General features: G+C 66.1%; 18 protein-coding genes and 4 pseudogenes. 7 read left to right on the plus strand and 15 right to left on the minus strand.

The features are described from left to right. Nucleotides 1-167: 167 nt before the first annotated feature. From AB0D12_RS37940 to AB0D12_RS37950, 3 genes are all read right to left on the minus strand, one after another. Nucleotides 168-851: a hypothetical protein gene (locus tag AB0D12_RS37940; protein WP_362693708.1), complete on the minus strand. Its 684-nt coding sequence runs from the start codon at nucleotides 849-851 to the stop codon at nucleotides 168-170. Between the two features lie 1503 nt (nucleotides 852-2354). Continuing rightward, nucleotides 2355-3371, minus strand: coding sequence for a DNA-directed RNA polymerase subunit alpha (locus AB0D12_RS37945; protein ID WP_362693711.1), 1017 nt, complete (start codon nucleotides 3369-3371; stop codon nucleotides 2355-2357). 168 nt (nucleotides 3372-3539) lie between these two features. Beyond that, nucleotides 3540-4034 carry an SET domain-containing protein-lysine N-methyltransferase gene (locus AB0D12_RS37950; RefSeq protein ID WP_362693714.1) on the minus strand — a complete coding sequence of 165 codons (495 nt, stop codon included), beginning with the start codon at nucleotides 4032-4034 and terminating at the stop codon, nucleotides 3540-3542. A gap of 657 nt (nucleotides 4035-4691) precedes the next feature. On the opposite strand from AB0D12_RS37950, the gene AB0D12_RS37955 reads away from it, so the two are divergent. Together AB0D12_RS37955 and AB0D12_RS37960 are read left to right on the plus strand one after the other, a co-directional pair. Beyond that, a complete protein-coding gene (locus AB0D12_RS37955) occupies nucleotides 4692-5276 on the plus strand; it encodes a GNAT family protein (RefSeq protein WP_362693717.1) in 585 nt (194 codons plus the stop codon). A 183-nt stretch (nucleotides 5277-5459) separates the two neighbouring features. Next, nucleotides 5460-6981: pseudogene (locus AB0D12_RS37960) on the plus strand (ISL3 family transposase). Between the two features lie 69 nt (nucleotides 6982-7050). On the opposite strand, the pseudogene AB0D12_RS37965 reads toward AB0D12_RS37960, so the two are convergent. Together AB0D12_RS37965 and AB0D12_RS37970 are read right to left on the minus strand one after the other, a co-directional pair. After that, a pseudogene (locus AB0D12_RS37965) lies at nucleotides 7051-8541 on the minus strand (transposase family protein); the annotation flags it as partial. Nucleotides 8542-9058: 517 nt separating this feature from the next. Beyond that, nucleotides 9059-9502, minus strand: a complete 444-nt coding sequence (locus AB0D12_RS37970) for a MarR family transcriptional regulator (RefSeq protein ID WP_362693720.1) — start codon at nucleotides 9500-9502, stop codon at nucleotides 9059-9061. A 103-nt stretch (nucleotides 9503-9605) separates the two neighbouring features. Between AB0D12_RS37970 and AB0D12_RS37975 the strand changes: the two genes are divergently transcribed. Further along, a complete protein-coding gene (locus AB0D12_RS37975; RefSeq protein ID WP_362693723.1) occupies nucleotides 9606-9998 on the plus strand; it encodes a nuclear transport factor 2 family protein in 393 nt (130 codons plus the stop codon). A gap of 494 nt (nucleotides 9999-10492) precedes the next feature. Here the strand turns inward: AB0D12_RS37975 and AB0D12_RS37980 are convergent, their stop codons facing one another. Together AB0D12_RS37980 and AB0D12_RS37985 are read right to left on the minus strand one after the other, a co-directional pair. Next, complete coding sequence (locus AB0D12_RS37980) at nucleotides 10493-12292, minus strand: hypothetical protein (RefSeq protein WP_362693725.1); 1800 nt, start codon at nucleotides 12290-12292, stop codon at nucleotides 10493-10495. An 85-nt stretch (nucleotides 12293-12377) separates the two neighbouring features. Further along, nucleotides 12378-14203: pseudogene (locus AB0D12_RS37985) on the minus strand (APC family permease). Between the two features lie 335 nt (nucleotides 14204-14538). Here AB0D12_RS37985 and AB0D12_RS37990 point away from each other — a divergent pair. Then, nucleotides 14539-14739, plus strand: coding sequence for a PaaI family thioesterase (locus AB0D12_RS37990; RefSeq protein ID WP_362693728.1), 201 nt, complete (start codon nucleotides 14539-14541; stop codon nucleotides 14737-14739). A gap of 89 nt (nucleotides 14740-14828) precedes the next feature. Here AB0D12_RS37990 and AB0D12_RS37995 read toward each other — a convergent pair whose 3' ends face one another. Continuing rightward, nucleotides 14829-16274: a M1 family metallopeptidase gene (locus tag AB0D12_RS37995; protein WP_362693731.1), complete on the minus strand. Its 1446-nt coding sequence runs from the start codon at nucleotides 16272-16274 to the stop codon at nucleotides 14829-14831. 455 nt (nucleotides 16275-16729) lie between these two features. Here AB0D12_RS37995 and AB0D12_RS38000 point away from each other — a divergent pair, with 455 nt between their 5' ends. Further along, complete coding sequence (locus AB0D12_RS38000; protein WP_362693734.1) at nucleotides 16730-17611, plus strand: GNAT family N-acetyltransferase; 882 nt, start codon at nucleotides 16730-16732, stop codon at nucleotides 17609-17611. Nucleotides 17612-17903: 292 nt separating this feature from the next. Here the strand turns inward: AB0D12_RS38000 and AB0D12_RS38005 are convergent, their stop codons facing one another. The 4 genes from AB0D12_RS38005 to AB0D12_RS38020 all read right to left on the minus strand — a co-directional run bounded on the left by AB0D12_RS38005 (nucleotide 17904) and on the right by AB0D12_RS38020 (nucleotide 22362). Next, nucleotides 17904-18071, minus strand: coding sequence for a hypothetical protein (locus AB0D12_RS38005; protein WP_362693737.1), 168 nt, complete (start codon nucleotides 18069-18071; stop codon nucleotides 17904-17906). A gap of 4 nt (nucleotides 18072-18075) precedes the next feature. Beyond that, nucleotides 18076-20793 carry a molybdopterin cofactor-binding domain-containing protein gene (locus AB0D12_RS38010; protein WP_362693740.1) on the minus strand — a complete coding sequence of 906 codons (2718 nt, stop codon included), beginning with the start codon at nucleotides 20791-20793 and terminating at the stop codon, nucleotides 18076-18078. Beyond that, the gene (locus tag AB0D12_RS38015; RefSeq protein WP_362693743.1) at nucleotides 20790-21617 is read right to left on the minus strand and encodes an FAD binding domain-containing protein; all 828 of its coding nucleotides are present in this window, start codon (nucleotides 21615-21617) and stop codon (nucleotides 20790-20792) included. Before AB0D12_RS38015 ends, AB0D12_RS38010 begins: the two co-directional genes overlap by 4 nt. A 277-nt stretch (nucleotides 21618-21894) precedes the next feature. Continuing rightward, on the minus strand, nucleotides 21895-22362 hold the full coding sequence (locus AB0D12_RS38020; protein ID WP_362693770.1) for a hypothetical protein: 468 nt from the start codon (nucleotides 22360-22362) through the stop codon (nucleotides 21895-21897). A gap of 107 nt (nucleotides 22363-22469) precedes the next feature. Here AB0D12_RS38020 and AB0D12_RS38025 point away from each other — a divergent pair. After that, nucleotides 22470-22639 (plus strand): annotated as a pseudogene (locus AB0D12_RS38025) (IS701 family transposase); the annotation flags it as partial. Between the two features lie 66 nt (nucleotides 22640-22705). Here the strand turns inward: AB0D12_RS38025 and AB0D12_RS38030 are convergent. From AB0D12_RS38030 to AB0D12_RS38040, 3 genes are all read right to left on the minus strand, one after another. Then, nucleotides 22706-23314 carry a GPP34 family phosphoprotein gene (locus tag AB0D12_RS38030; protein WP_362693746.1) on the minus strand — a complete coding sequence of 203 codons (609 nt, stop codon included), beginning with the start codon at nucleotides 23312-23314 and terminating at the stop codon, nucleotides 22706-22708. Between the two features lie 83 nt (nucleotides 23315-23397). After that, nucleotides 23398-23763, minus strand: coding sequence for a DUF1330 domain-containing protein (locus AB0D12_RS38035; protein ID WP_362693749.1), 366 nt, complete (start codon nucleotides 23761-23763; stop codon nucleotides 23398-23400). A 197-nt stretch (nucleotides 23764-23960) separates the two neighbouring features. Next, the gene (locus AB0D12_RS38040) at nucleotides 23961-24269 is read right to left on the minus strand and encodes a hypothetical protein (protein WP_362693773.1); all 309 of its coding nucleotides are present in this window, start codon (nucleotides 24267-24269) and stop codon (nucleotides 23961-23963) included. A gap of 369 nt (nucleotides 24270-24638) precedes the next feature. On the opposite strand from AB0D12_RS38040, the gene AB0D12_RS38045 reads away from it, so the two are divergent. Next, a complete protein-coding gene (locus AB0D12_RS38045; protein WP_362693767.1) occupies nucleotides 24639-24974 on the plus strand; it encodes a peptidase inhibitor family I36 protein in 336 nt (111 codons plus the stop codon). Nucleotides 24975-25030 lie beyond the last annotated feature (56 nt).

Raw genomic sequence — 25030 nt, forward strand, 5'->3', positions numbered from 1 at the left:
CGGGACCTCCACCGCCCGCACCGCCCTCCCTCCCAAGCCCCCCCCGGGAACCCCCGCCACCCACTCCCCCCCTGCCGGCGCTTGGGGCGCACCCCCCCCACGCGACAAGCCCATGAGCTGCACCGAATCACGGCTCACCTTGTCATGCAGCCCTCAGACACAGCTCCTCAGGCCCAGTTGGTGAGGTCGTAGACGGCCTGGCAGTGCGGGTCTTCGGCTCCGTGGTCCTCATGGACAAGGAGAGTGGAGTCTTCGGGGTCGATGGCTGAAACAAGCTTCGTGGCAGCCCACCAGTTCACGCTACGGGGAGCACCGCTCTCCGAGTCCACCGTGGCCAGATCGACACCGATCGTCCTTCCCTTGTAGAGGAGGTAGACGCGCAACGTGTCTCGGCTGCGCAAGTCGAATCCCGTGAGCTCGTACAGTTCCGGATAGGCGGATGCCTCGGCCTCGTACCACAGCGGGTCCCCAACCAGATCGGCAATAATGTAGTCCACCGAATCATCGGGTGAGACCTCTCCGTCTGGCAGCAGAATACCGGACGCAAGCAAGTCGACTCCGTCAATGACTCTGCTGGCAAGGTTTCGCTCCGCCGTATCGCAAGTATGGAGCGCGAATCGTCTTACGGCGGCGACGTACCACCACACACCGAACTGCTCATCGCTGCCGGGCTGGCAGACGGGGAGATCGAGAGAAATGAATCCCTCTGCATTTCCCTCGCCACCCAGTTTTACCCGGATCCGCTCATTCTCGATCCGGATCAGACCGCGAATCCGGTATGGGGTGCCAGGCAATGGGGCAGCGATGAAACGGCGCAGTGCCAGCAGGACTCGAGCGAAGTGTTTGTCCATGCGGTAAAGCATGACACCTGGCTCGGCCTGCTGGCACAGCTACCAGATTTTTACAGGTCGTTGACCCAATCGGGGCAGACCGTCTGGCCCCGGCAGAACACGGTGACGGTGCCGATCGGGCGGCCGTCGGGGGTGTGGGGGCGGTGGGGCCTGGCCCGTAGGTTCCCTGTTCGGCGACACTCGTCACAGTGAGGCGAATGCCGCCCTGGCTGGTGGCGACGACGGTGTCGTACTCGTAGCGCGTGGGCCTGGGATGCCGGTCCGCATTCCCGTTGTACGCGGCGGTTATGACCGTCTTTTCGCAGGCGTTGTGTTTCGAACAGGCGTGTTTCACACCGAAATCGGCGTTGCCGCGACGCGAGGGAATGTCGTGTCCGTCCCAGTCAATCGCCGTCCAGTAGATGTGGTGCCACGGTATATTCGGGTCGGGAACAGTGCTGCGTCCATGAGCGGTTCCGCTGGCAACGGAAGGGGTACCGCCGGAAACCGGCAGACCCTCTGCTATCGCCTTCTTTGCGCCGAATTTCTCGATGTAGGCGTCGTTCGACATGACCACATAGGTGTCGAAGGCGTCAGGCCGTGCTGAATCACTTGCAGATTTCTCGATTTCTGCAGTATGGCCGCTGTTCGGCAAGGCTCCGAGTAAGCAGAGCGCCGCAAAGCCTGCGAATGCTGATCTACCAATGGCAGTTTTCATGATCCTCTTCCTGAATCCGGGTGACAGGCAGCCACCTGGTGGCGTGACGGAAGAGAGGCTTGAAAATAGCCCGCCGGTCGCGACGGTCTTGCCCCCGCCTCCGGATGGTCAGTCCGTGAGGTAGCGGAAAACTTGGTTCGAATGCCAAGCGCCTCGCAAGGGAGATCTGACAGGGCGAACTGGGTGAGGAAACGCAAGGCCATTTTCCGTCTGCTAAGTAGTTGCTAGCTAAAACGAATCCAGCGCAGCCCCAGCGTGAACTGCGGGGCACTCTTGAAGGGTTGCCAGCATCCGGACTGGCTCGCCCTCCCTCCGATTCGGGTCTTCTTGGGATGAGGCAGGAGTAATGCGAGCCAAACGGATCTTTCAGCGTGGTCACGCACCCCGCCAGCCACATCGGAGTCCGACCGCCCCCAGGCGCACCGCACTGACTCATCGGCGAACCGGAATCAAACAGCCTGTTCTGGATAAAACGCTCTTTGAGTGGTTCCGGGCCGCGGTGACGGCCCTCTACCAAGCCAAGGAAGAGGATCGTCTGCTGGTGTGAGAGCATCTGCGGAACCCGGCACCGGTCGTGCTTTTCGCCGAGCAGCCCGATCGGCTCCGCTGCGGGCCGTGCGCCTTCGAGGACAGCTCGTCGCGTTCGTGCTGCCGGTGCGGTGCGGGCGGGGAGCCCTATGCCGCCAGGTACCTCTTTCGGTACGAATCGATGTTGAGGATCGGCCGAGATACGGCCGAACGGGATAGCGGGACGCTGATCACGGCCGTTCCGAGAATGAGCCGCGTGACGATGCCGTCGGAGCGGTTCAGTACCGCTCGGTCTCGGCGAAGCCCGTGTCGTTGCCTGCGCCGAAGGCGGTGGCCGCAGCGGTCGGGTCGAATCCGGGCGGGCTGTCCTTGAACGCCAGGCCCATACCGGCCAGCTTCTCCTTGACCTCGTCGATCGACTTCGCACCGAAGTTGCGGATGTCGAGCAGGTCCGCCTCGCTGCGCGCAACGAGCTCACCCACCAAGTGGATGCCCTCGCGCTTCAGGCAGTTGTAGGAACGGACGGTAAGCTCCAGCTCCTCGATCGGGATCGCCAGGTCGGCCGACAGCGCGGCATCCGTCGGCGACGGGCCCACCTCGATGCCCTCGGCTTCGACATTCAGCCCGCGGGCCAGACCGAACAGCTCGACCAGGGTCTTGCCCGCCGAGGCCACCGCGTCACGCGGACGCATCGCGGACTTGGTCTCGACGTCGACGATCAGCTTGTCGAAGTCCGTGCGCTGCTCGACGCGGGTCGCCTCGACCTTGTAGGTGACCCTGAGCACCGGGCTGTAGATCGAGTCGACGGGGATGCGGCCGATCTCCTGGCCCTGCTGCTTGTTCTGTACGGCGGAGACGTAGCCCCGTCCGCGCTCGACCGTCAGCTCCATCTCGAGCTTGCCCTTGGCGTTCAGCGAGGCCAGCACCAGGTCGGGGTTGTGCACCTCGACGCCGGCCGGCGGGGCGATGTCGGCCGCGGTGACCACGCCGGGCCCCTGCTTGCGCAGGTACATCACGACCGGCTCGTCGTGTTCGGAGGAGACGACGAGCTGCTTGATGTTAAGGATGAGGTCGGTGACGTCCTGTTTGACGCCCGGCACGGTGGTGAACTCGTGCAGCACGCCGTCGACCCGGATGCTGGTGACGGCGGCGCCGGGGATCGAGGAGAGGAGGGTACGACGCAGGGAGTTGCCGAGGGTGTAGCCGAAGCCCGGCTCCAGCGGCTCGATCACGAACCGGGAGCGGTACGCGTCCACGATCTCTTCGGTGAGAGTGGGACGCTGAGCGATCAGCATGAAATGTTGCCTCCAGTCTTCGGCACCGCCATATGGTGCCGCCCCACCGGGCGGCAGCCCGATGTCGGTACGGCCAAGGGTACGGGCGATCCGGATCACCGGCCGTAGGCCTCACAGGCCGCAGCGTCATCGTGGTCATGAAGGTCTCACGCCGCACGGCCGGGCGGGCTACCCCCGGCTGTCTCGGCGGGCGGCCAGGGCCGTATGGGCCTGGTCGATCTCGATGAGGTAGGGGGCGACAAAGCCGTGGTAGTCCGCTTTGCGTTGGGCCGGTAGATCCCGCCAGCCGGTGATACGGCCACGGCAGCGGCGCGAGCCGCACCTGCAGCGGGCGGCGAAGTAGTCGACCGAGTAGTTCCGCATCGCATAGTCAAAAGTGATCTCGTCGCCTGCGGCGATGGGTGCGCGGGCGACGTAGTCGTGAGCACCACTGGCATTGAGGCGGATCCCGCAGTTCGGTTCACACGAGTGGTTCACCTTCGAGACGAGCCCGCCGTGCAACACGAAACGCCCCGCACTCACCTGGGAGGCGTGGGAGTGATTGCGGTCCAGTTCACGGTCGATGACACCAACCATCACCGTCCCATCGATCTGGAAAAGCCGGGTGGCGAAAACACCCTCTCCTTTTTCGTGGGTTCCCCGGAGTTCGAAGCCGTTATCCATCGTCGCCTGCTCTCTGCGGGATCAGCACGCCCGCGGGTGATCAAGCTGCGGGCACGACAAGAACGATGCGCCGCCGAGGGACTCCTCGACCACGGTCTGCCGATCCTTGCATCACACCCGGCCATGGCCGTTTCAAGATCTGGGAAGACGATCACCATCGACCTACGCCCGGCTTCCTCCGGCAACAGCCCTGTCGCACGAAGCCGGGCAGTAGGCACCCTGGCGGCCTACATCGCCGCAGGTCAGCCACATCCGTGCTTCTTCGACAATTGCCACGGGGGCGCCACGAACAACCCTCAACGACCTCACGAAGCTCTGCTATCGCTTTCGGCCAGTTCTGACCCCCATGTTGATCTCCGTGCACCGCAGTGCGTCGTGCAAGCGGCAGCAGAACGCCATCCAGGGCACCTTCGCCGCCTTCTGACCGGCATGCTCACCGCAGGCCGTTCAGCCGGTCGATGAGGGCCTGCTGGCCTTATTCACGAGTCGTTGAAGTCAGTTGCTTACGGGTGTGGGAGGCAACCGGATCCCCAGTCGGGTGATGTTCACGAGTTTTGGTTCTGGCTCAACCTCTGTGAGACGAACACCGTGAGTGAGAAGTCGGCGGTGATCACCGCTTCACCTGTGCGTCTGTGACGTCAGAGCTACCGTGTCGACATGAGTAACGACACTCTCGCTGGTCGCAGTGTTCGCCTTATTCCGTTGTCTGTTGACCATGCCGAGGCCCTCCTTCCCTCTGCATCAGATCCAGAGGTATGGCGGTGGATGCCCCGGCCTCGCCCTGAATCCCTGATACAGATGCGGGCGATGCTCAGCCAGATGCTGGCGGATCCAGCCCGCCAGTGCTTTGCGGTCCAACGTCTGGCCGACGGCGCGGTGATCGGTTCGACCAGCCTGTACGAGCTTGACATGGCTCAGGGCCGCGCTGAGATCGGTGCGACATGGTTCGATCGCTCCTGCTGGGGAGGCCCTTACAACGCCGAATCCAAGCTCTTGCTTTTCGGCCATGCATTCGACGATCTGGGCCTGACCAGAATCGCCCTGCGCACCGACAACCTCAATGAGCGGTCCCAGCAGGCTTTGACGCGTCTGGGGCTGATCTACGAAGGGACGCTACGCAGCCACATGGTGCGCCAAGACGGCACGCGCCGTGACTCGCTGTACTACAGCCTGCTCACAGACGAGTGGCCGATCGTTCGCGACAAGCTGCTCACCAGGATTGCGGCCAAGGTCACCGCCTGAATCGGGCAACCGCCCGTCATGCAGCGAGGAGTACTCGCTTATTCAAGAGAGCAAAGCCGGCACGGCCGAACATCTGGCGCTTCAGCATCTTGATGCGGTTGACGTGGGGACTGTAAGACGTTCGGCTCTGTCGCATTTTCGGTGGTGACGCAGCGTCGTAGGCAGCCTCTTTGACATCACGTGATGGATGTCAAAGAGCTTGTGAGCACGGTGTTTTCAGGACTGTCGCCGCTCGTCATCGAGGACGTTGTCGAACGAAGATGTCTGCATCATGGTGCGGACGCGGACACCGGATGGCCCGGCCTGCTGCCCGGTCTGCGGGGCATCGTCTCAGCGGGTGCACGGCTACCACCTCCGGACGGTGGCGGACGTGCCGACGACGGCCGACGGGTGATCGTCCTCGTGCGGGTGCGTCGCTTGGTGGGCCCCACCCGCGGTTGTCTGCAGACCTTTCGCGAGCATGTGCCCGGGGTGCTCGCGAGGTATCAGCGGCGCACGCCGCGTTTGAGCAGTCAGGTTGCCGCTGTGGTGCGGGAGTTAGCAGGTCGCGCGGGTGCGAGGCTGTTGTCGGTCCTGGGCGTGGTCCTGTCCCATCACACCGCGCTGCGCGCCCTGCTCCGCATTCCGCTGCCCGCGCTGAGGGTGCCCAGTGCTGAGTGTCAACGACTTCGCGCTGCGGCGCCGCCACTGCTATGCCACGGGGCTGATCGACGCCGAGACGCACGAGCGGATCGACGTGCTGCCCGACCGCCTGTCCGACACTCTGGAGAAGTGGCTGCGCGACCATCCCGGCGCCGAGATCGTGTGCCGCGACGGCTCCCAGTCCTACGCCGAGGCGATCCGCCGTGCCCTGCCCGACGCCGTGCAGGTCAGCGACCGCTGGCACCTGTGGAACGGCCTCGCGTGGGGAGTCGAGAAGGCGGTCGCGGCGCACAGCGCCTGCTGGGCGAAAGCCGGGCCGAAGCGACGGGAGCTGACCCGCGAGCGCACCACCCTTCAACGCTGGCATGCCGTCCACGAACTCCTCGACAACGGCGTGGGCGTGCTGGACTGCGCTCGCAGACTGAACCTCGCCTTGAACACGGTCAAGCGATACGCCCGCGCACCCGAGCCCAACCGGCTACGCCGCCCGCCCCAGTACCGAGCCTGCCAGGTCGACCCGTACCGCGACCACCTGCGCCGGCGCCGCGCAGAAGAGCCCGGCGTAGCGGTACGGCAGCTCTACGCGGAGATCCGCGCTCTCGGTTACACCGGCAGCGTCAATCTCCTCTACAAGTACGTCAACCAGGGCCGCCTCGAAGGCGACAGGATCATGCCCTCCCCGCGCCGTCTCACTTCATGGATCATGACCCGGCCCGAGGCGCTGTCCGAGACCAACCGCGCTCACCTCAGTGAACTCCTCGCTGCCTGCCGCGAGATGACCGCCCTTGCCCGCCTCGTATCCGAGTTCGCCGAGCTCATGGCCGAGCGCCGCGGCAAAGACCTCGGCGCTTGGACAGCCGAGGTCCGCGCGGCCCACCTGCCCGAGCTCGACCCCTTCCTCAAGGGGCTCGAGCACGACCTGGAGGCCGCCGTCGCCGGGCTCACCCTCCCTGTCAGCAACGGCCCCACCGAGGGCGTCAACACGAAGACCAAGCTGCTGGCGCGACAAATGTACGGCCGGGCACACGTCCCGCTCCTCCGCCACCACATCCTGCTCGGATAGTCGCGACGCTGCGTCACCACCGAAAATTCGACAGAGCCGCTCGTTTGACAGACCCTTGAGGTGGCCTTCGACGACACCAGAGTTCCAAGGAAGAGTCAGACCGGCTGTGACTGCTTCGATGTCCAGCTCCAGTCCGCTGGCGAAAGTGTGGAGGCTGGGCAGATCGTCCTGGCGGACGGCGGCGAGCCAGTCGGTGAGTTCCTCCCCGCGCAGCTGAGCGTGGATGCCCCCGAAGCTGCGGATGTGACGGGCCAGGGCGTCGAGTTCGGGGCAGTGCGCGATCGCGGACTTGAGCTGCAGTCGCTCGTGTTCAGGAAGTCCGTCGGGGTGGGCGAGCATCCAGGCGGCGATGGTGCGGGCGGAGGGCGGCCGGGCCCCGACGGGCTGCTGGTGGGAGCGGAGCGGGCGGAGGTGTGCGCGGACAGCTCCGTATCCGCCGGTGTAGCCGTGCTCCTTGATCTCCTCCCAGAGCGTCCAGGCGTTGTTGCATCCCTCGGCCCAGCGTTCGTGGAGGTACGGCTTGTACTCGTCCAGCTTGGTGCGGCGGCTTTGCCACTGGCCGCGGAAGAGGTCCTCCGGCGTATTGGCCCGGGCGAAGCGGGCCACGGTGTTTCCGCCCATGCCGAGCCGGCGGGCGATGGCCCGCTGACTATGGCCGGCAGCCAGGAGCGCGTGGATGAAAGCGTGCCTGTCGCGGGTCCGGGCTGCGAAGCGGTGTCCGGTCGGCCACGGCGAATCCGACTCCCCATCAGTCGCGCTGTCTGATGCTTCGCTGGAGTCTGGCAGCGACAGCGGTACGCGCAGGCAGGAGCGGTGTTGCGTGATGCATTTTTCTGCGGCTTCACCCAGGTTGCGCCGCAAATGCCAGCGATCAGCGACCTGAACAGCCTGTGGTGCGCCGACCCGGGCGCCTTCGGCGAAGAAGGGCGCCCGGTCGCGGCAAACGACCTCAATTCCTGGCCGGTCAGCCAGCCAGGCGGCCAGGCTGGACGCCCCGGTCGGGCAGCAGGTCGATGGGGCGGCGGGTTTCGACGTCCACGAGCACGGTGTCGTAGCGGCGACCCTTGCGGTGGCGTATTCATCGACGCCGACCACCCGAGGTGCCGGAACCTCCGGCGCTGGGAGCGAGTCGACCAGGCGCAAGACCGTGCTCCGGCTGACGGACATCCCAAGAGCGGAGGCCAGTCGGGCACCGGCCCGGTCTGCCAAGGCGAGACCGACCACGGCCAGAGCGGAACGCAGACGCTCGGTCCGCCGGCCGTGCCGACGGGTCAGCCCGGGTATCTGCTCGACGAAGGTACGACGCCCGCACCCTGCGTTCCCGCAGGCGAAGCGGCGGACCCGCAGTTGAAGAACAACGCTTCGTCCGGCGATCGGCACATCAGTGGGGAACCGCAGGTAGGAACCGTGAACCCGGCTCGACCAGTTCCCGCACGCCGGGCACACTGCGCCGTCCATGGTGCATTGCGCGTCAACTCGGACGATCTTGATGTTCACGTCTATCGACAGCACTGCGACGTCCGCAATCGACGGGAACAACAGCTCCTGCAGCCAGAGCACGACCTCTTCCCTGGACCCGAACTGTCGGCCCAACCACCCAGCCCACGGCTCAATTTCGGGCTCCTTCGCGTACCTCCCGAAGAGGCTGAGCAGTCACTCAGAGTGGACGAGTCACAGAAGTTGAGCCAGAACCAAATTTCATCGACTTCGATCTCCGACCTGCCTTCAGAGTCCCTCCCCCGGTCATCGACAAACGCCACCGGAAGAACACCACGTAGCCACCCCCAGGTATTCCTGGCAATCTCACGGGCTCTTCACCCCCGAAACCACGGGACGTCGCAGGTAGGGATAGGCGCCGCCTGATGTTGAGGGTTCCTCGGGTCGTGGGCGAGCAGGAGGTCGTGCCCGATCTCGGCAGGTGGTATGTCTCGCCCCTCGCGGACCGCTGTCGTCTGTCAAGTCCCGAGAAGAAGGGGCATGACGCGATCCGAGGGCCGTACCCACGCCGCCACCGTCGCGTCGTGGCGGGCTGTCCCTGACGGCTTGCCAGAACGACGACAACGCCAACGCGGCCAAGTCATGTGAACGGGCCATCGCTTGTGAAGCGGCGCAGGTGGTGAGCGAATGTCTCGGCTTCGCCCGGCGGCCACGAGGACAGGCTCGCCACGATGTGGGCAGCCAGACGTGTTCGCAGTTCTGCCACTACGAGTTCGCCCTGCTCGGTGAGGACGAGTAGGTGTGCGCGTCGGTCGGTGGGGTCCGTCTCGCGACGGATAAGGCCGGCGGCCTCCAGCCGGGAGGCGCGGCGGGTGACGCCGGAGCGGTCGACTCCGACGTCGGGGGCCAGGTCGGCCGCGCTGCGGGGTCCGGTCCGGGCAAGTGCGCTGAGTACCGGGTACGTCAGTTCGTCCACCGCCTCGCCCATGCCCTTGGTGAGCTTCTTGTGCAGCTGTGCGCGAGTGATGCGCCGCAGCAAGATGCCCAGCGCGTCTGCGATCTCGTGTCCTACCTCGTTCTCCACACTCCAAGAATAGCGTGCGCTGCGCACGCATCGCCTGCTACAGTGAAGATGAAGCGTGCGAGGCGCACGCATTTCTCATTCTCGTCCTCGAAAGGGAAGTCCCATGATCCGCACTGACATAAAGGCCGCCCTCACCGATCTGATCTTCAGCAGCGACCTCACCGTGCAGGAGGCTGCCGACCGCCACTTCACCCCGGAGTACCGCCAGCGCACCGACGGGCAGTGGGACGACCGCGCCGGATTCGTCGAGCACATCACCCACGTGCGCACCATCGTCGCCGGCGGCCACGTCGAGGTTCACGACGAGCTGTATGACGGCAGCAAGTACGCCGACCGGCACACCGTGCACATCACGAAGAAGGACGACTCGACGGTGAGCATGGAGGTTTACGTGTTCGCCGAGCTTGCACCCGACGGCCGATTCAGTCGCATCGAGGAGACCACCTTGATGCTCCAGGGCTCCGACGCCGATCGCAACATCGGCAGTGCCCGCTAGTACCCGGCACTCGATCACCGACTTGAGGCATGCGGCCCGCGGGTGCAGAGACGTCTCGGGCGGCGAATCACCCGTTCCCAGCCTCTTTCGATGCCCGGCATCGACCCTCATCAGCAGGGCGTTGCCGGCCGGTGACGGCGTCGGATCCGCCCTGGCCGGCGAGTACGAACCGACAAGCATGCAGAAGTTCCGGTCAAGGCGGGCGACTGAACCGGCTATGCGGCGGTGGACGTCTTCGAGGCCCCACGACGGTATCGGCGCGTCGATTGCGAAAGCAGTGGTGGCCAGCGGCATCGACAGCCTGGCGGATGCTGCACCGCAAGGCTCGGGTATGCCCGAACGTGGTCCACATCCGCACTGCGTGGTCGCGACCGGCGACCTCCGGGGCGTGCACCATGGGGGCGGTCGAGGGGAGATCGCCCGCACGGTCGGCCCGGAGGGCGGCGCGGGCCGCACTCCGGGCGCCTGGAGTCGCTCTCCCAGACCGCCACCGGTCAGGCCGTCGGCCCCTCCCCCCTGCGGACCAGCCGCCAGGCCCCGGTGAACAGCTCGGGGAGCGTGCCCGTGAGCAGCTCGAAAGCCCTCACCTCGCTCCCGTCGGCGCTCAGCTGCGCGCCGATCAGGGGCGCTTTCCAGGACTCCATCGGCGGCAGCGGCTTCTTGGCGTGCGCCCACGGGCCGGGCAGGAAGAGCGTGCGTCCCGCGCGGGCCCGGCGGTCCTCCACCACCAGTCCGCGCGCCACCAGCTCCGCCGCGGCCGCCTTGTGGCGGGCCGGTGTCCAGGCGTTCCAGCGCCGCACGTTGCGGTCCGACGGCACGGGGAGCAGCAGGAGCTGGAGGTAGAGGGCGGCGGCGTCCTCGGGCAGGTCGAGGGTGGCGGCGACGTCGGCGACCAGGTCGGGGGCGCAGGCGCGCGGGTCGGACTCGTAGCGGCCCGGAGGCAGGTCGTCGGCGGTGATGCGGGCTATGACGCGGTCGCAGGTGCCGTCCGCGAGCCAGTCCCAGCGCCGGCTCCCCCGGTTGCCGCGGATCACGCCCGAGCGGAGGACCCGGGCCGGTGAGTCGCGGCCGGCCAGCACCTTGCGCAGGTGGTGGACGGCCTCCGGCGCCCCGGTGCGTAGGGGGTCCCCGGCGGGGAGGTCCGCGTACGCCCACGGCAGGCCGGCGAAGACGGCGTCAGCGACGGTCACGGCGTCGTAGTCGCCCATGACGTCCCACGCGGTGCGCAGGTGGCGGTGCTCGGACGGGCAGGGCCAGACCCGCAGGTAGAAGCCCGGCGGCAGGGTGGCGTTCGCCGGGTCGAGGAACAGGTGGCACAGGTGGGTCGCCGGCATCCGGGTCTCCAGGGCGACCGCGGCCTGCCAGGTGCTCCACGGCGCGTGCGGACGGGCGCCGTGCTGCTCCGTCCAGGCCACGGCGGTGCGCTCCGCGACGCGGGCGAGGCCGCCCGGCCCCCACAGGTCCACGGGGTCCGCGGGCATCACGTCGGCGAGCAGAGCGAGCCGCTCATCGTCGGGCAGCATCGACAACTCGGCGCGCGCCGATTCGAGTTCGCCGGTCTTGAAGCCGAACGCGGCGCGCTCGTGCTCGTCGAGGAAGGGCTGGTAGTAGCCGCCCGCACCGGGGTTGCCGGCCAGGACGAGGGCCGCAGCGGGGCGGCTCAGGCCGGTCGCCTCGCTCAGGGCGAGGGCCGCGTCCACGTCCCAGGCGACCGGGCCGCGCTCCCGGACGAGCTCCACCAGGCGCAGCAGCTGCCCCGGGGTGCCCCAACCACGGTGGCAGTCCACGACGTAGAGCGGTTCCTCGGGACGGGGGGCGGCCTCGCCGCCGGGGAGCACGGCCTCGAAGTAGCGAGTCTCGCGCGCGGCCGGCAGGTGCAGGCCGAACGAGGCGCCCTGGTGGTCGCGGACGGTGAACGATGTCGTTCCGGCGAGCCGGCCCAGGCGGAAACGGTAGGCCGGGTCGGCGAACGGCGTCCGTGCCCACATCTCCAGGAAGTCGAGCAGCACCTCGCGGCGCTCCGGCCTGGTCGCGGGGGCGGCCGCGCGCAGCGCGAGTGCGCCCGTGCGCCCTATGAGTTCCGTCCAGCTGCCCGCCGCGGGCGGACGGACCTCCCGTTCGCCCGGCTCGGGCGCCCAACTGCCTTCGATGTAGCGGCCGATGCGCCTGATGTCGGCGAAGGAGTCGTCGTTCCAGCAGCCTGAGGCCCCGACGAGACCTTGCAGGGCGGCAGATGCGGCGAATCCGCTCCACGTGCGGGGGGTCCGGGGTGCGGCCGTGTCGATCTCGTTCATGTTTCCGATCATGACGGACGGCACCGACAACGGGTCGCGCCGGCCCACAGCCCGCTTCGCCCCGCCGCCTCCGACAACAGATGCTTCAGTCAAGCCGGAAGCGGAGCCTGCAGATCACCGCGTCCGTGTCACGACGCACCGCATGCGCCACGACCGCACCACGCTGGTTCTGCAGAACCCGCTGCCACAGATGCGCGGGCTCGACCTCCGGGATCAGCACGGTGACCCGGGCGCCGGGCTCAGCCGCCGCCAACTCCCGTACGTACGCGGCGACCGGGCGGCCCAGCGTGCGGCGGTCCGACCACACGCGCACCAGCTCCACGCCCGGGTTCCACAGCGCCCAGTCGCGCTCCAACGCCTCTGTCCGGGCGCGGTCCTCCGCGTCCGGGTGGCAGACCGTGACCGCCCGGACCTCGTCGCCCAGGGACACCGCCGCCGTCAGGGCCTCGCTGGTGAGACGGGTCAGAGAGGAGACCGGAACAATGATCAACGAACGCTCACAGTGCGGCGGTTCGGGGATGCGGCCGACGCCGAGGCGTTCGCCGATCTTCCCGTACGCACGATGGATGCACTCGAACACGGCGACCAGCAGGGGCAGGGCGACCACGATCAGCCAGGCGCCATCGTGGAACTTGGTGGCGGTGACGACGACCGCACTGACTCCGGTGAGCACCGCGCCCAGTCCGTTGAGCAGTACCTTGCACGCCCACTTCGGGCCGCGCTCCTGCCGCCAGTGCAGCACCATGCCGGTCTGCGCGATGGTGAAGCCGACGAAGACGCCGATCGCGAACAGCGGCACGAGGGTGTTGGTGTCGCCACCGGAGAAGACCAACAGCGCGGCGGAGGCACCGGCGAGGGTCAGCACACCGTGTCGGTGGACCTGCCGGTCGGCCTTCAGCCCGAAGACGTGCGGCAGGTAGCTGTCGCGGGCGAGCAGCTTCAGCAGCACCGGCAGACCGCCGAAGGAGGTGTTGGCGGAGAGCGCGAGCAGCGTCATGGTCGCGAACTGGATGACGTAGAAAGCCCAGTTGTGGCCGAAACAGACGCATCGGCGAGCTGCGCGAGTACGGTCACGCCTCCACCGGCTGCAGTCCGAAGCGGGAGATCAGTACGGACAGGCCGATCAGATCACGCCGAGCAGGGCGCCGAGCGCGACCTCCGCGTGCTGGGCGCGGCGGGAGCGCGGAACGAGGGTACGGCGTTGGCTATGGCCTCGACGCCGGTCAGCGCCGAGCAGCCGGAGGCGAATGCCTTCAGCAGTAGCAGTGCGCCGACGGTGGTGGCGTTGTCGGCGAGAACGGAGGCGTGACCGAGAGCCGCCTCGGTGGAGAGGGGGGCGTCGCGGAACAGGCCGACGGCGATGAGCACGAGGATCGAGCCGATGAAGACAACTGTCGGCATGATGAACGCACGCGCCGAGTCCACGATCCCGCGCAGATTCACCGCTGTGATCAGGACCAGCACGCCGCGGCACAGCCATAGCCGGTCGCCGTACAGCTCCGGGAAGGCCGAAGTCAGCGCGGCCACGCCCGCAGTGACCGCGACGGCCACATTGAGCACGTAGTCCAGGACCAGGGACGCGGCGGCGACCAGGCTCGTACGGGCTCCCAGATGCGCCTTGGCCACCGCGTAGCTCCCACCCCCGTCCGGGAAGGCCGCGATCACCTGCCGGTACGAGGCAACAAACACCGCAAGCAGTCCCGCGATGGCGAGTGTGACGGGGAGTGTGAAGCCCAGCCCGTAGCCGCCGGCGGCGGCCAGGACCAGCACGATCGCCTCGGGCCCGTACGCGACCGAAGCCATCGCGTCGAGGGACAGCGCGGCGAGGCCGGTGACAGCGGTCAGCTTGTGACGGGTCCCAGTATCGGGGGGCTCCTCAGCACTGGGCGCGGTGCTGGTCTCGGTGGTCATGGCGGACATGCGGGTGAGCTCCTTTGTTCCAGGTCCGCGCAGGGTGGACCCGTATCCGGCCGGCCTTGCTTGGCGCTGGCGCCTTCTTGTCGCGTGGTGGCCGCATCTTCACGAGTTCATGACGCGCCCCGTCAGGACGACGTCAAAGTTGACCGACACCACGTCAGCGGTTCATCAATGAACCGAGCGCAGGCCGACGGCGCCCCTCGCGTCGGCTGCATGGGACGGCGAATCACACCATCTCGTCCGGGGTGCGACGCGGACCGCGCGGCACCCACCGGCGATGCTGCGCGCAACGAGAACTGGACCGGCGACACGCGATCCGCCGTCGGCTGTTGCCGGAAAACCAGTTCGCGCCGACTCTCGATCCCCATGTTCAGTTCCTCCGTCCAGCCCGCCCCGGACGGCTTCTGGGGCGCGGACGGATCGTGCAGCGCGGCAAGGACGTGTGCTTCCTCGCCGGCGAGCTCATCGGCACCGACGGCAAGCCGGTGGCTGTGGCGACCGCGACCGCACGAATCCAGACCATTCGCTAATGGTCGCAGGCGACCAGGAAGGGACGACCCCCCGTCGAACAGAGCGCTCACCGATGCCGGTGGTCGGATTCACCGCAGAAACGATCGGTTCAAGGCCGTGCCCGGGACGGCTTTCCTGGCTTGTAGAGCCAATCGTTGAACAGAGCATCGAGGGCCAGCCCGGACTTTTTGCGGCACAGGTCGATAAAGTCCGCCGACTGGGCGCCTCCATGCCGGTGCTCCTTAGTCCACGTTCGCAGAATGGAGAAGAAGGTCTGGTCGCCTACTGCTTTGCGGAGTTGATGCAGGGTCATGGCTCCTCGGCCGTAGACCGGCGGGTCAGACACCTGTTCCGGAGCGGGCGGAGCTGCCGGGGGAAAGTCCCAGATGCCTTCGCTCTCCGGGTGAGTGCCGTTGTAGAAGGCGTCGAAGGTCTCCTGGGCTGTGTTGCCGTCCTGTTCTTCTTCCCACAGCCATTCTGCGTAGGTGGCGAAGCCTTCGTTGAGCCACATGTCCTTCCACGAGCGGGGCGTCACCGAGTTGCCGAACCACTGGTGAGCGATCTCGTGGATGACCAGCTTGTCGTCCGGGGCCTTGTGGAAGTAGGGCCTGGTCTGTGTTTCGAGGGCGTAGTCCAGGTCGGGGAAGTGGTCGACGATGGCACCGGTGGATGCGAACGGGTAGAGGCCGAATCGCGTGGCGGCCCAGGCGGTCGCTTCGCTCACCAGCGAAGGTATGCGCCGCGCCTTGGCCTTTTCGTCTGGGTCTGTCGCCACATACACGGGCAGGCCACCGCTCGCGGTCTCGCTGATGTCGAAGTCGCCGACCGCGACGGTTGCGGCATAGCTGGGCATCGGCTCAGGGCTGCTCCACTCATATGTCGCCCATCCTCCTTTCGCTGTGCGGTGTTTCAGCGTGCCGTTGGAGATGGCCTCCAATGGCTCGGGGACGGTGATGGTGATGTCATAGCCGGCTTTGTCGGAGGGGTGATGGTTGCCGGGGAACCAGGCCATGGATCCAGTGGGTTCTCCCAGCCCCACCGCACCGTCGTCGGTCTCCATCCAGCCTTCCGTCGCCCCTTTCGAGTCCTCATCCGTCGCCCCTTTCGAGTCCTCAATGGTTTCCGGCACACCGTCGTAGACGATCACGGTGGTGAACTTCTGGCCTCGGCCGACTGTGGCTGCTGGCGTCACTACCAGCTCGTCACCGCGGCGCACGGTCTGTGCCACATGCTTGTTGACCGTGGCATTGCGCACGGCCAGACCGTGCAGATCCAGGTTGAAGGAGCTCAGCGCCTGGGTGGCCCGCGCAGTGATCACTGCTGTGGCCTTCAGCATGTTCTCGTCGGGCTGGTAGGCGAGAGTGAGGGAGTAGTGGGCAACGTCGTAACCACCGTTGCCCAGCCGGGGAAAGAGCGTGTCACCGACGCCGGCCGCGCCCGGTGAGGCAGTGGTGTGGGAGGTGGGCTTGCCTGTCGGCGTCGAGCCAGTACAGGCCGAGCAGGCCAGCAGAACGGCAGCGGCCGGCAGAGCCAACTGCCGCAGTGCGCGGGACACTCAGTCTCCTTGTCACCAGATGTGGGGCGGCTGTTCAAGGCGGGAAACAGTTCGACGCTATCGCACAAGGGAACGCGACGCCCCAGTGATCACAGGCGCCGCTTCTCATTGACCTTGACCGCACTCCAGAGAACCGTGGGGCAAATTCGCAGAAGCTGAGTGCGGAATCAACCCGTCAAGCGCCACCGGGCCGTGGCCACGAGATACAACGAGCCCGCCGTCCGCTACGAGGCGACCGTGCTGGTCGAGGCCATTGGCGAGTGGCTGTGACCACGCGGTCGCAACAGCCCCCGATACCCCTTTGCAGAGGGGCCGCGGAGCAGATACGTTCTCCCGGACGTCCCTGCTGTTCCGGACCAGCGGCGTTGACAAGGAGGTGTGGAGCACATGCGCAGGAGTGCCCAGCGGTTGATTCCGCGTACTGAAATTTGCCACCTCCTCACGGCGGAGACACCTTGTCGCTTCACATCACCCCACTGACCGACCCCGATGGCAGCCTGTACAGCCGACGTCTAGTTTGGCTGGCGAGCGACGCCGATGCCATACCCGTCGGGACAGCTTTTCTACGCCTGTTCGCCGATGCCGGGCAGAGGCACCTGGCCGAACTGACTGTCCATGTCCATGCCGTGGAGCGGCGCAAGTGCGTCGGTTCCCGGCTGCTCGACATCGCTGTGGCGGCCGCCCGCGACGACGCCAGACGCTGCGTCATCGCACAGACCGAGGCCGGATCGCCTGGCGACCGGTTTCTGTCGGCCCGAGGCTTCCGCAAGGTCCTCACGCTGAGGTTCACCCGCTTGTCACTGGCCGACGTGGACATCACCACCCTCGCCGAGATCATTGAGCGCCCGCGTCCCGGCTACCGGCTGGCGTCATGGCAGGGAACCGTTCCCGACGACATCGCCCAGACGTTCGCCGCCTCACGCCGCGCCATGGACGACATGCCGATGGACGACACCGACTACGGCACCGTGACCTGGGACGTGGACCGGGTCCGGGCCGTGGCGCAGGCCGTCGAAGAGCGCGGCGATCTGCTGCACACTGTCGTCGCCATCGACAAGTCCGACGGCTCGATCGCCGGGTTCACAGAACTGGTCGTGCCCGGCAACGGCAAGGGCGATGGCCAGCACTACGGCACTGGCGTGCTGCCCGAACACCGCGGGCACGGCCTCGGCCGATGGATGAAGGCTGAGTCGATCAGCCAGGCCCATGGGCACTACCCGGACCTCGACGGCCTGTTGACCGACACCGCCGACGACAACACGTACATGAGACACATCAACGACAGCCTCGGCTACCTCCCCACGCACGAGGCGCTCCAGTACCAGCTCGATCTGTAAGGATGAAAGGACGGGCGGGACCTGGGCCTCACCTCGGTCCGGCCCGTCGATCGTGCTGTTGCGACGGCACGGTCGTGCGTCAACCAGCGGCTGTTGACCAGCTCGCAACAGGCTCTAGTTCAGCGCGTCCTCCATCAGTTGAGGACCCACAGGTCGTCCAGGCCCAGGAGCCGGCGCGAAAAGCACAGGCTGGGCTGACCCTGGCTATGTGCTCCCTTGACGCTCAGTCTGGACGCTGGTGAGATCCACCCATACTCACGGTTCGTAGTGCCACAAGCGCACTTCGCCGACGTCACAGGCTTCGATCTCGTGGTCGTGAAGCGTCGCCGCCCTCGGAGTAGTCGGCGGCAGCGGCCTTGACGTTCTCCTGCCACGTTTCGTACTTCCGCTCCAGTCCGGGCAGAACCTGCTGACCGATGACTACCGTCGCCCCGGCGTCCTGGAGCTTTTCGGTGTTCATTTGCTCAGGCCGTCGGCACCGACTGGTTTTCGCTGAGCCGGCTGTAAATTCGTTCCGGAGTCAGGGGCAGCGCGCGGTAGCGGACGCCCGTGGCGTCGTGGAGCGCATTCGCCAACGCGGGGGCCACCGGGTTGATACAGCATTCCGCCATACCCTTCGACCGCATGGGCCCAACGGAATCCGCCGAGTCCACCAGGAGCACCTCGGTGCGGGGGATATCGGCGTAGGTGGGGATGCGGTAGTTGCGAAAGTTCGGGTTGACCATGACACCGTTCGCGTCGACGTGGTAATTCTCGGTCAATGTGAAGCCGATTCCTTGGGCGACACCGCCTTCTACCTGTCCCTGGACTTGCGCGGGGTTGATGACTACGCCGGCGTCGGTCGCCTGGACGCTGTAAAGGATACGGATCTCACCCGTCACCCGATGGACAGCGATTCGGAACCCCTGCGTATTGGAAATGACGCTTCGGGGTGAGCCGTAGGCCTTGCGGGCGGCGGTGAATCGAATTCCGCGCGCTCGGGCCAATGCGACGAGCTCAGCCAATGACACGCGCTGGTCGCCGCAGACGACAACCTCGTCGTCCATCGAGCACATCACGAGATGGACACCCGTGTGCACGGCAGCAAATTCCAGAATGCGGTCGCGCACAGCATTGGCCGCTCGAAGTACCGCGTTGCCCGACACGAAAAGGCCAGCACTCGCAAAGGCGCCGCTGTCGAATCCCGTGCGGTCGGTATCGGATTGCACCAGGCGAATCCGCGACGGCGTCGTGCCCAGCTGGTTGGCCGCGATCTGGACATGCGCGGTCGACGTACCCTCGCCGAATTCGACAGTTCCGACGGCCAACTCGTACATGAGGTCGTCGCCAAGCGTGACCCAGGCCTCGGAGATGTGTTCGGTTGGGGGCGCGGTCTCGTGCAATGAACTCGCGACGCCGGCCCCGACGAGCCACCCGGGGCCGGGGGACGGCTGATCTGCTGTACGGGCCATGGCGTCATCCACTAGATCGATGCACTTCGCGAGTCCGTCCTCGGTGAACATCACGTCGTCGGGGCCGTCATGCATGGCGACGAGCGGATCACCCGGTCGCACGATATTGCGACGTCGCAGTTCGAGCGGATCGATGTGCAACGCGAGTGCCAGTTCATGCATCGCCGATTCCACGGCGAACGCCGGTTGCGTCATCCCGTAACCGCGCAGTGCCCCGCCCGGAACGGTGTTCGTATAGACGGAGAACCCGTCGTACTTCTTGTTGGGGCAGCGGTAGATCATGACGGCAGCGCCGCCTGCATACAGCGTTTCGCCGCCGTGGTTGCCATAGGCGCCCGTGTTCGACACATTGCGGACTTGGAACGCCGTGAGTGTTCCGTCTGCCTTCGCGCCGAGCTTGACCGTCAACGTCATCGGATGCCGTGGCGAGGCCGTTGTGAACTCCTCCTCGCGGGTGTACTCGAAGCAGACAGGTCGCCCGGTGTCCAGGGTGGCGAGCGCGACCAGATCCTCCGAGATCACTTCCTGTTTGCCGCCGAAGCCGCCGCCAACGCGTTTGCAGAACACGCGGAGCTGGTCCGGGCGCAGCGCGAACAGATGGGCGAGTTTGACTTTCCCGATCGACGGTGACTGCGAACTGGTGCGGACGTTCAGACGACCGTTCTCCATCCAGGCAATGGAGCCGTGGGTCTCGAGATGCGCATGTTGTACTCGCGGTGAGAAGTATGTGCCTTCGTGGATCAGGTCTGCTTCGGCGAACCCTGCGTCGATGTCGCCAATGTGCGAATGGATCTCGAGCAAGATGTTGTGGACGGGATCACGGACGAATGGATCGTCCGCGCCGTGCAGCTGTGGCGCCCCCTCGGCCATTGCCCCTTCGGGGTCGAATACTGCCGGCATTACCTCGTATTCGACGACGACCCTTCGGCAGCCTTCTTCTGCCGCCCCGACCGTGTCGGCCAGGACCGCAACGACGCGTTGGCCGACGAAGCGAACCGTGTTGTCGAGGATGAAGGTGTCTTCCGGATCGACAAGATGGTCGGTGTGGATCGCTGTAGTAAAAGGCTTGCGCGGCACATCTTCCCAGGTGTAGACCCGATGCACGCCGGGAACTGCGAGTGCAGCGGTCTTGTCGATCGAGACGATCCGGGCGTGCGCGTGTGGTGAGTGCAGCACCTTGAGGTGCAGCATGCCTTCGATGTGGGTGTCCATCGTGAACTCGGCGCGACCGGTTACCACGTCGTTGGCTGCCGGCGCACTGACGCTCGTCCCGACGGCCTTTCCTGGCGCGGCTGTCTCTACGCCGGCGACGCCCTTCACGGCATCCTCGATCCCTCGATAGCCGGTGCAGCGGCAGAGGTTGCCTTTCAACGCCCATGGCAAGTCTTCTTTCTGGGCCTCGGTGAACGTTGCCGACGTCATGATCATCCCTGCGGTGCAGAAGCCGCATTGGAACCCCGGGGCGTCGCGGAACTGTCGCTGCATTGGATGCAGGTTGCCGGGTGATCCGAGACCCTCGATCGTAGTCACCTCGCGACCGTCCGCGCGGAAAGCAGGAGTGATGCAGCTGTGCACCGGACTGCCGTCCAACCACACCGTGCATGCGCCGCAATCGCCTGCGTCGCAACCCTTTTTGACGCCAAAGAGGCCGAGTGAGCGGAGGAATGTGCGCAGGCACTGGCCGGGGTCTGGTTCTTCGTCGAAGCTCGTGCCGTTCACGATGTATGTCATGCCAGGCCCCCAGCTATGAGTTCGCGACGAATCTCTTCCGCGAAGTGCTTTGTCAGATGGCGACGGTGGTCGGGGGACCCGTTGGGATCGGCGAACCAGACGTCGGCTGGGATAACGTCGATGCTCTGCTGGAGAGTTCGGGTATCGGGCATGGCGTCGAAAGCAATACGCACAGGCCGTGTCGTGCCGGCTGTGACGGTGAGCAACAGGTCGCTCATTTTTGGCGTTTGAGTACCGATGAGGAATACCGTCGAACGGCCGAGGTGGGTCAGCGTGAAGCGGCGGTGCACGGTGCGTTTCCTCAGGGCACGCGCTGGAATGTCGATGCGCCGCAAGATTTCCCCGGGAGTAAGAATGTTCCGATTGTTGCCGGTCACGAAATCGAGGGCATCGACGACGCGCGCGGACCCGTCAGGAGCCCACAGCTCGTACTTTGCCTCGAGTGCGACCGTCAGCGTGATCATTGGGCCGGCAGGCAAAGACATGCAGATATTTCCGCCGACGGTCGCCGAGTTCCAGACTTTGAACGAGGACAAGAACGCCTCGCAGCTTCTCGCGAAAAGGGTGCCCGCGATCCAATCACCTAGCGGCGCAAAGGCATACAGGTCGCGGATGGTGCACGTTGCGCCGATTTCGAGGCCCGCGTCGCTCGGGAAGAGGGGATCCCAACGCAACGCTGTCAGGTCGATCAGGCGGCGCAGGCTTGGCTGCTCCGCGGAAAACAGCCACGTTCCGCCTGCGAGCCAAGCGTCGCCTTCGCGCCAGTCCACGCCCGGTCGATCGGACGGTCGCCGGATGACTTCGGTGATGGTGTTGAGGTCCATGGGGACTGATCTCCCTCACGACGATAATCGTGCGACGGACCGCCTACCGAACTCGATCAACCAGCGCGTGGCGCCGCTAGCATCTCCTCGATCTCATTTTTTGCAGGTAGGGCTGCGAACATACGTTTTCGATTGCGGACATTCGGCTCGATACACTCGTCGAATGTCGACGGGTCGCGATGCGCGCTGGTAGCGGCACAACCACGAGCGACAGAATCGATTTTGGCCGCTGCGGTCGAACTGCTCGAGGAAGGACCGGCGGGCGCATGGATGCCTTTCAAGCATATCGCGGAACGGGCCGGCCTCGCCAAGTCAGGGCTTCGCCGTGAAGTCGTGATGTCTGGTTCGTGGTCACGTGCTCGCGATGCCGGGTAAGGCCAGTGAGCGTAAGGCGTCGCGGGCGTTTCGGCGCAGGGCGGCTGCGATGTTGCAGCATCCGACGGCGCGCAGGGCGCCGATGGCAAGGTGGCGCCAGGTCGCCGTGGCGCGGGGCGCGGGGCGCGTTGCCGGTACGAGGCTGGGAGCCGTCCTCGCCGAAGGTCGCATCGCGGATGTGGTGCAGGGATTCCACAGCCCAATGACCGCGGATCATGGAGGCGAGTCGGGCCGGGTCGGCCGGCTCAGCGGGCAGGCTGGTGACCGCGTACACGGTCTTGAACGTGGTCTTGCCGCTCTTGCGGTGGCGGCGGCGCCGCTTGAGCTTCGGGATCAGCGCAGCGTCGCTGAAGTTGACCCTGGCAGCCATCGACCTGATCGCCTGGCCCCAGGCACTCCTGCTGGACAGCGAGTTGGCCACTGCCGAGCCGAAGAAACTCCGCTACCGACTGCTGCACGCTGCCGCCCGCATAGGCGACTCCGGACCGGGTACAGCACCTGCTCGGCCGGGCCAAACGGAATGCCGATCTGGTGCGTTACGAGGTGTGCGGCTACACGGTGGAGCATCTGCACGACAGTCAGGCGATGCTGGTGGTCGATGAGACGCGGGACGTAAAGGGACACACACGGTCGGTGTCCAGCGCCAGTAACCGGAACCGGCACCGACACCGACACCGACACCGACACCGACAGGATCGCCACGCGCGCCGTCGTCAGTCGCCTCGCCAAATGTTGTTGAAGGCCGCCTCGTCGATGGCTCGCCGCTGCCGTTCGACCTCCAGTTCCCTCAACGCGTCATTGACGGCGGCGAGCGCTGTCGCCACCGCGTCGTCGGCCAAGCCCGGGGAGGCGCCAGTCTGCTTGTCGCGGATCCCGATAGCCGCTGCAAGAGCGGCGAGGATGGGCTCATCCGATGTCATGCGGTTCGCCGCCAGGCGGCGATCGGCCGAATCGACCAGCACCATCTGGCTGGTCCGGGAGGGTATCCAGCGGTGGCGGCGTTGCCGAGTGAGCTGACCTTCCGCCTCAAGGGCTGCCAGATACGCCGCGGACAGGCCGCGGCCTCTGCGCCACAGCCAGTCGTCGACCGACTCGTACGGCGCTTGTCGGTCAAGTGCCGACGCGGCCTCGTCCAACAGGCGATCAGCTATTGCTTGCCGATGGCTCGGCACAATGTGATCGTCGTCCAGTCTGATGGCTTGAGCACCCAGGAGGTCGATCAATTCGGCGCCCGCGAGCGCAAGCGACAGATCGCCCGGCTCGACAGTGCGACTGGACGCCATGTCCAAAGCGACGATCATCAGGTCCCGCGGTGTGGTCATGAATGGCTCCACGTCAGGGGCATCAGTAGCGATGCGTCGCGGATCAGCGTGCCCGGCGCCCGGCATGAAGCCGAGCGGCAAGATCAGCTGCCGTTGTCGGAGGCCGCCGCGATCGCGGCACGGATCTGCTGCGCGTAGCCGGCGGGCGCGAAGTCCGGGCCGACACCGTCGGCCAGGATCAGGTCACTGATCGTGCGGTCGGTACGCAAGGGCAGGATCTTCTGGTACTCGGGCGAGTTGTACCACTCCTTGGCCTTCGCCATGTCGTGGAACTCGAGCAGCACCACCGAGCCAGGCCAAGCGCCTTCGAGGACTTGCACCTCGGTGTCCATCGCAAGCCACTTTCCTCCGTACGGCGCCGTGGTGGCCTCCACCTGCTCCAGATAGGCCAGGTTGTCCTCCTGCGGTATGCCGGGGATGCGAAGCTGACTGATCAGGTACGTGGTCATGTGGATCTGATAGGCGAGCGGTGGACCCTGCTGGTCGTCCGCGAGAGTTGATGTTCAGCTCAATGCGCTTCACGGATCTCCCCTTCGAGCCCGAAGGCGAGCTGGAAGGTGCTGAACCAGCGCCTTGAGGAGCTGGAGGCGAGGGGCGTCGTGCGCCGAGCGGGCCTACCCGCCGACGAGCACTCCCGTATACGAGCTTACGGAGTGAGGACGGCAGCTGCATCCGTCACGACGCGCGGGCGCCGACTCGGCGGTGTCGTTGCGTCCCACGTACGCAGCGTCTCTCTACTGATCCCGAGGTCCCTGGCCACCGCCGCGTACGTGCGCTTGCCCTCCGCCGCGCGGTACGGAGCGACGCCGTGGCGAGGGCGCTGTACCAGGCGGGCCGCTTGGCGGGGCGGGGGCGGTGGCCACCAGGGGGCGGTCGGGTTGCGGAAGCTCAGCACGCTGCGCCACCAGGCGAGGCGTCGTGCCGCCGGGTCCTCCGGGCCGACGGTGAGGGACATGGCGGCGTGAGCCCTTCCGGGGCAGAACCCCTGATCTCAAATGTCCGTCAAAGCGGATCGAGCCCAGACCGGGCGCCTGACCGTCTATCGTCGCGGCGCTTCGAGAAACTGCTCGCGATACGGAGTACGGCAGGAAGACCTGTGTATCTGAACAGTGCTCCTCTCCACCGCCAAATCCACTTCACGACTCCTCCAACCCACACTCACTCGGCACGGGCCAGCACCATCTGCCTCGGCCTTGGCGACACTTCCAGCTTCGTTGAAGTGTTTGCGCATCTCCGATCTGGGCCCGAAGAATGAAGGCAGCCACGAGTGAAGGAGAGACACATGCGCAAAGGGATTACTGCGGCCCTTGCCGCGTCCGCCGCTATGTTCGGCGTCATCGCGTTAGCGCCCACCGCCTCTGCCGAGCCGAACCCGGCCGGCTGCCCCAAGGGGTACTTCTGTGCCTGGAGCGGGCCGGACCAGACAGGCTCCCTGGTTCTGAAAACGGCAGGCAACTGGAGCGGGAGCGTGGCATTCCGGTCCGTATTCAACAATGGGTACCGCCTGCCCGGGGCCGACCACGTCGACATGACGTATTGGTACGAAGGAGACGGCACGGCAACCAGTTGCCTTCATTACAACCCAGGGCCAGGCGCATACAAATGGACTGCCCCCTACACCGAAGTCATCTACGGCGTCAGGTGGCGGGGCGAGTGCTAGTGGAGTTCTTCCACACTCCGCGGAGCCGAGGAAACACATAGCCATATGGCGCGGCG

Origin of the sequence: Streptomyces sp. NPDC048479 (assembly GCF_040651435.1) — a bacterium.
Taxonomy (GTDB): Bacteria; Actinomycetota; Actinomycetes; order Streptomycetales; family Streptomycetaceae; genus Streptomyces.